This is a genomic window from Mesorhizobium sp. M7A.F.Ca.CA.001.08.2.1 (assembly GCF_003998455.1).
GTDB lineage: Bacteria > Pseudomonadota > Alphaproteobacteria > Rhizobiales > Rhizobiaceae > Mesorhizobium > Mesorhizobium ciceri.
Map to the genome: position 1 here is coordinate 1 of NZ_RZPW01000373.1, position 5,951 is coordinate 5,951.

At 63.4% G+C, this 5,951-nt stretch carries 7 protein-coding genes; all 7 read right to left on the reverse strand.

Translation table 11 applies throughout. The features are described from left to right. A partial coding sequence (locus EN914_RS21000) for a proton-conducting transporter membrane subunit (RefSeq protein ID WP_281034662.1) occupies positions 1 to 590 on the reverse strand: 590 nt, incomplete at its 3' end. Between the two features lie 10 nt (positions 591 to 600). Further along, positions 601 to 909: an NADH-quinone oxidoreductase subunit NuoK gene (gene nuoK / locus EN914_RS21005; protein WP_010910101.1), complete on the reverse strand. Its 309-nt coding sequence runs from the start codon at positions 907 to 909 to the stop codon at positions 601 to 603. 1 nt (position 910) lies between these two features. Next, complete coding sequence (locus tag EN914_RS21010) at positions 911 to 1,531, reverse strand: NADH-quinone oxidoreductase subunit J (RefSeq protein WP_013531099.1); 621 nt, start codon at positions 1,529 to 1,531, stop codon at positions 911 to 913. A 122-nt stretch (positions 1,532 to 1,653) separates the two neighbouring features. After that, entirely contained in the window at positions 1,654 to 2,145 is a 492-nt protein-coding gene (gene nuoI, locus EN914_RS21015) for an NADH-quinone oxidoreductase subunit NuoI (protein WP_013531098.1), read from the reverse strand. Further along, complete coding sequence (gene nuoH / locus EN914_RS21020; protein WP_013531097.1) at positions 2,145 to 3,188, reverse strand: NADH-quinone oxidoreductase subunit NuoH; 1,044 nt, start codon at positions 3,186 to 3,188, stop codon at positions 2,145 to 2,147. The genes nuoI and nuoH overlap by 1 nt, the downstream gene beginning before the upstream one ends. A gap of 2 nt (positions 3,189 to 3,190) precedes the next feature. Further along, positions 3,191 to 5,272, reverse strand: a complete 2,082-nt coding sequence (gene nuoG / locus EN914_RS21025) for an NADH-quinone oxidoreductase subunit NuoG (protein WP_024501358.1) — start codon at positions 5,270 to 5,272, stop codon at positions 3,191 to 3,193. A gap of 73 nt (positions 5,273 to 5,345) precedes the next feature. Further along, a partial coding sequence (locus EN914_RS21030; protein WP_127389235.1) for an NADH-ubiquinone dehydrogenase occupies positions 5,346 to 5,951 on the reverse strand: 606 nt, incomplete at its 5' end.

Sequence of the window (5,951 nt, forward strand, 5' to 3'; positions counted from 1 at the left end):
GTGCCCAGATTGACCGAGCCGAACAGCACGAACACGCCGAAGATGCCGAGTGCGAAGCCGAAATCGCCGACACGGTTGACGACAAAGGCCTTGATTGCCGCGGCATTGGCCGACGGCTTCTTGTACCAGAAGCCGATCAGCAGATAGGACGCCAGCCCCACCCCTTCCCAGCCGAAGAACATCTGCACGAGGTTGTCCGCCGTCACCAGCATCAGCATGGCGAAGGTGAACAGCGACAGATAGGCGAAGAAGCGCGGCCGGTTCGGATCGTGGTGCATGTAGCCGATCGAATAGATGTGGACCAGCGCCGACACGGTGTTGACCACCACCAGCATGACCACCGTCAGCGTGTCGATCCGCAGCGCCCAGGACGCTTCCAGCCCACCCGACTGTATCCAGCGCAGCACGGGCACGGTGAACACCTCGCCATGGCCGAAACCGACGGTGAAGAACGCGACCCACGACAGCACGGCCGCGACCACCAGGAAACCCGAGGTGATGTATTCGGACGCCTTGGCGCCGAGCGACGTGCCGAACAGGCCGACGATCAGGAAGCCGAGCAGGGGAAGGAAGACGATGGCCTGATACATGGTGGTTCCGTCAACCCTTCATCATGTTCACGTCTTCGACCGCGATCGAGCCGCGGTTGCGGAAGAAGACGACGAGAATGGCAAGTCCGATGGCGGCTTCGGCCGCCGCGACCGTCAGCACGAACAGCGCGAACACCTGGCCGACCAGATCGCCGAGTGCTGCCGAAAAGGCGACGAAATTGATGTTGACCGCCAGCAGGATCAGCTCGACCGACATCAGGATGACGATGACGTTCTTGCGGTTCAGGAAGATGCCGAACACGCCGAGCGTGAACAGAACAGCCGATACGGTCAGATAATGTGCGATGCCGACAACCATCTCAGAGTCCCTCGCCTGTCTTGACCTTGCGGATTTCCATGCCGGTCGCCGGTGTGCGGCCGACCTGGGCTGCGATCGACTGCCGCTTGACGCCTGGCTTGTGGCGCAGCGTCAGCACGATGGCGCCGATCATGGCGACCAGCAGCACGAGGCCCGAAATCTGGAAGTAGTAGAGGTAGTCCGTATAGAGGATGTCGCCGAGCGCGGCGGTATTGGTCCGCGTGGCAAGATCCGGAATGGGCTTGGAGACCGTCGAAGCGAGCTGCGGCGCGAAGGTGTAGCCGCCGAGAACCACGATCAGCTCCGCCGCCAGGATCAGCCCGACCAGCGCGCCGATCGGCGCATATTGCAGGGCGCCGCTCTTCAGTTCGGCGAAATCGACGTCGAGCATCATGACGACGAACAGGAACAGAACCATCACCGCGCCGACATAGACGACGAGCAGGATCATCGCCAGGAACTCGGCGCCGGTCAGCATGAACAGGCCGGCGGCGTTGAAGAAGGTCAGGATCAGGAACAGCACCGAATGCACGGGGTTGCGCGACGAAATGACCATGAACGCCGATGCCACCGCGACAAAGGCGAAGAGGTAGAAAAAGGCCGCCTCTAGTCCACTCAACATTGGGGATCCCCCGGGTTCCTGTACAAACAGGACAACCGTCCTGTTTCGATGTTTGCCGCCTCAGGCCGCAAGTTTCGTTGTGTCCTTAGACGAGGCCCCTCGCCCCGTCCATGCGTCAAATATCAGCGGTAGGGCGAGTCCAGCGAGATGTTGCGCGCCAGCTCGCGCTCCCACCGGTCGCCATTCGCCAACAGTCTGTCCTTGTCGTAGTAGAGTTCCTCGCGCGTCTCCGTCGCGAACTCGAAATTCGGCCCCTCGACAATGGCGTCGACCGGGCAGGCTTCCTGGCAGAAGCCGCAATAGATGCACTTCACCATGTCGATGTCGTAGCGCACCGTGCGGCGGGTGCCGTCGTTGCGGCGCGGGCCGGCCTCGATGGTGATGGCCTGCGCCGGGCAGATCGCCTCGCACAATTTGCAGGCGATGCAGCGTTCCTCGCCATTGGGATAGCGGCGCAACGCATGCTCGCCGCGGAAGCGCGGGCTGGTTGGCCCCTTCTCGTGCGGATAGTTGATCGTCTCCTTCGGCGCGAAGAACTGGCGCATCGACAGGAAGAAGGCGCTGACGAAATCCTGCAGCAGCAGCGATTTGGCGGCTTGGGAAAGAGCGGACATCACGCAAACCCCGTGATCTTGAGGAAGGCCGCGGTGGCGACCACCATGAACAGCGAGATCGGCAGGAACACTTTCCAGCCAAGCCGCATCAATTGGTCGTAGCGGTAGCGCGGCACGAAGGCCTTCACCATGGAGATGCCGAAGAACACGAAGCAGACTTTCAGCACGAACCAGATGACGCCCGGCACCCAGGTGAACGGCGCGAAGTCGAACGGAGGCAGCCAGCCGCCGAGGAACAGGATGGTGGCCAGCGCGCACATCAGCACGATGGCGACATACTCGCCGAGGAAGAACAAAAGGAACGGGGTCGACGAATATTCGACCATGTGGCCGGCGACCAGTTCCGATTCGGCTTCGACCAGATCGAAGGGCGGGCGGTTCGTCTCGGCCAGCGCCGAGATGAAGAAGATGATGAACATCGGGAACAGCGCCAGCCAGTTCCAGTCGAGGAAGGTGTTGGGCAGGCCAAGCCGCGTACCAATTCCATCATGCTGCGACAGCACGATATCGGTGAGGTTGAGCGAGCCGGCGGTGAGCAGAACGGTGACGATGACGAAGCCGATCGAGACTTCGTAGGACACCATCTGCGCGGCCGAGCGCAGCGCGCCGAGGAACGGATATTTCGAGTTCGACGCCCAGCCGCCCATGATCACGCCGTAGACCTCGAGCGAGGAGATGGCGAAGACATAGAGGATGCCGACATTGACGTTGGCGATTGCCCAGCCGTGGCTGACCGGGATGACCGCCCAGGCCGAGATCGCCAGCACGGCCGACACCAGCGGCGCCAAAAGAAACACGCCCTTGTTGGCGCCGGACGGGATGACCGGCTCCTTGAAGACGAACTTCAACAGATCGGCGAAAGCCTGCAGCGTGCCCCAGGGGCCGACGACGTTCGGGCCACGGCGCAATTGCACCGCCGCCCAGATCTTGCGGTCGGCGTAGAGGATGTAGGCGACGAAGATCAAAAGAACGACGATCAGCACGACTGACTTCAACAGGATCAGCAGCGCCGGCAGCACGTAGAAGGAGAAGAAAGTGTCCATGCTTATTCCGCCGCCTGCTTGAAGCCGCTCTTGGCCAGTGCCGAGCATTCCGCCATCACGGCCGATGCCCGCGCGATCGGGTTGGTCAGGTAGAAATCCTTCACCGGCGAGGTGAAGGTGCCCTTGTTCAGCCGTCCGCCGAGCTTCGCCACCTCGGCGATATCCTCGGCATTGCCGGCCGCGACCTGGTCGATACGGGCCAGATGCGGGTATTCGCCATAAAGCTTGGCGCGCAGCTGCGGCAGCGAATCGAACGGCAGTTTCTTGCCCAGCACATCCGACAGCGCCCTTAGGATCGCCCAGTCCTCGCGCGCCTCGCCCGGCGCGAAGCCGGCGCGGTTGGTCTGCTGCACACGCCCTTCGGTGTTGACATAGGTGGCCGATTTTTCCGTGTAGGCGGCCGCCGGCAGGATGACATTGGCGCGGTGCGCGCCCTGGTCGCCATGCGTGCCGATATAGACGACGAAGGCGCCGCCGGTCTTGGCCATGTCGATCTCGTCGGCGCCGAGCAGGAACAAGAGCTCCATTTCGCCCAGCATGCCGGCAACGTTTCTGCCGCCCTCGCCCGGCACGAAGCCGAGATCGAGACCGCCGACGCGCCCGGCCGCATTGTGCAGCACGGCAAAGCCGTTCCAGTCTGCGCGGGCAGCGTTGACGGCGGCCGCGAGCTTGGCCGCCTGGCCGAGCACGGCCGCGCCATCGGCACGCGCCAGCGCGCCCTGTCCCACGATGATCAGCGGGTGTGTCGCCTTCTTCAGCGTCTGGAAGAACTTGCCGTTTCCGTCAGCCAAATCCTTCAGCGAATCCGGCCCGGCGCCCAGCTGTTCGTAGTCGTAGCGGGTATCGCCGACATCGCCGATGACGCCGACCGGCAGATTGCCGGTCCGCCAGCGCTTGCGGATACGGGCATTGAGCACCGAGGCTTCATAGCGTGGGTTGGCGCCGATGATCAGCACCGCATCGGCCTGCTCGATGCCTTCGATGGTCGGGTTGAAGATGTAGCTCGCGCGGCCGAGCGCCGGATCGAGTGCGGCGCCATCCTGGCGGCAATCGGTATTCTTCGAGCCGAGCGAAGCCATCAGCAGCTTGAGCGCATAGGTTTCTTCGACGGCGGCGAGATCGCCCGCGATAGCGCCGATCTTTTCGGGCGCCGTCTTCGACACCGCGTCCTTGATCGCGGCGAAGGCCTCGGCCCAGCTGGCAGCAACCAGCCTGCCGTCCTTGCGCACATAGGGGCGGTCAAGGCGCTGCGTGCGCAGGCCGTCCCAGATGAAGCGGGTCTTGTCGGAGATCCACTCCTCGTTCACCGCCTCGTTGACGCGCGGCAGGATGCGCATCACTTCGCGGCCCCGGCTATCGACGCGGATCGCCGAGCCGACGGCATCCATCACGTCGATGGATTCGGTCTTGGTCAGCTCCCACGGCCGCGCCTGGAAGGCGAATGGCTTCGAGGTCAGCGCGCCGACCGGGCAAAGGTCGATGACATTGCCCTGCAGCTCCGAGGTCATCGCCTGTTCGAGATAGGTGGTGATCTCGGCATCCTCGCCACGGCCGATCAGGCCCAGTTCGGAAATGCCGGCGACTTCGGTGGTGAAGCGGACGCAGCGCGTGCAGTGGATGCAGCGGTTCATCACCGTCTTCACCAGCGGTCCGATGTATTTGTCTTCGACCGCGCGCTTGTTCTCGTGATAGCGCGAGGAATCGACGCCGAAGGCCATCGCCTGGTCCTGCAGGTCGCATTCGCCGCCCTGGTCGCAGATCGGGCAATCCAGCGGATGGTTGATCAGCAGGAACTCCATCACGCCTTCCCTGGCCTTCTTGACCATCGGCGTGTTGGTGAAGATTTCCGGTGCCTCGCCATTCGGGCCGGGACGCAGGTCGCGCACGTTCATGGCGCAGGAGGCCTGCGGCTTGGGCGGCCCGCCCTTCACCTCGATCAGGCACATGCGGCAATTGCCGGCGATCGACAGCCGCTCATGGAAGCAGAAGCGCGGCACTTCCGCGCCAGCGTCTTCCGCCGCCTGCAGCAGCGTGTAGTGGTCGGGTACAGTGATCTCTTTCCCGTCGACCTTGAGCTTTGCCATTCGCCTCAAACCCCTGCGGAGTTCCCGCAATCTCTTTTTCCGGACGCGGTCGAGACCACGTCGGGCACTTCATTCACTTCTTGACGGCGAGCGCCGCCGCTTGAGCTGTCCAATCGTCGCGGCCGATGCGGCCGCCGAGCGACAGATAGTCTTCGACCCAGGCAACCTCTTGCGGCGTCCATGCCGCGATCTGGGCATACGTCCAGATGCCGAGGCCGTTGAGAACCTTTTCCAGCTTGGGCCCGATGCCGGATATCGCCTTGAGATCCGCCGGTTTCGCCGGCTTCTCCATGGCCTTGGGCTGCCTGAAGTCCTCGGGCAACAGCGCATCGCCGACGCCGCCCGTTGCGGGAACGGCATTTGCCACCGGCGTCATGGTGGCGGCTTCCTTGGCGGCAATATCGGTGACTTCCTGCGCGAAGGACTGCGCCTCGGCGATCATTGTTTTCGCCGTTGCCCGTGCCTTGGTGGAGGAAGGACTCGGTTCATCGAACTGCGCGACGCGCGCCTCCAAATCATCGACGATCGGCTGCAGCAGCCGCTGCGAGGCTTCTGCCGCGCCTGAAAACGCGCCCAGCCAGACGCCGAAAGCATGATTGGCAAGCCCGAGGCCAAGCGCCGACATCGCCGCCGCACCCGCCACAGGATGCACGAAAAGGTTGACGGCACTGGCCATCTC